Raw genomic sequence first — 311 nt, 5'->3', positions numbered from 1 at the left:
AGTCTTTTGAGAATGCTCTACCTTGCCAAATGAGGTGAACCTGGTTTATTTGGCCTCAATTTGATTCCATGCTGCATCAATTTTTTCTGTACTTTTTTAGCAAAAAATTCCCGCCCACGATCGGTCTGTATTCGCTGTATGGGAAAAGGCATTTCTTCAATTACGCAGTCTAAAAAGTCGAGCGTATTCGCCGCTGTTCGGCGTTTATATATCTTTAAAACGCGATATCGTGTGCAGTCATCGATAGATGTGTGCTGATATAGCCTAGGACCCAATTTACAGGTATCCATTTGAATTCTATCGCCTGATAA

1 pseudogene is annotated in these 311 nt (G+C 40.8%); it reads right to left on the bottom strand.

Annotated elements, in window-relative coordinates:
* Positions 1-26: 26 nt before the first annotated feature.
* Positions 27-311, bottom strand: a pseudogene (locus tag ACG9ZB_RS16920) (DDE-type integrase/transposase/recombinase); the annotation flags it as partial.

The organism is Acinetobacter johnsonii (assembly GCF_048551975.1).
Lineage (GTDB): Bacteria > Pseudomonadota > Gammaproteobacteria > Pseudomonadales > Moraxellaceae > Acinetobacter > Acinetobacter johnsonii_A.
The sequence above is the reverse complement of the archived record's forward strand: the minus strand, read 5'-3'. Positions and strand labels throughout refer to the sequence as shown.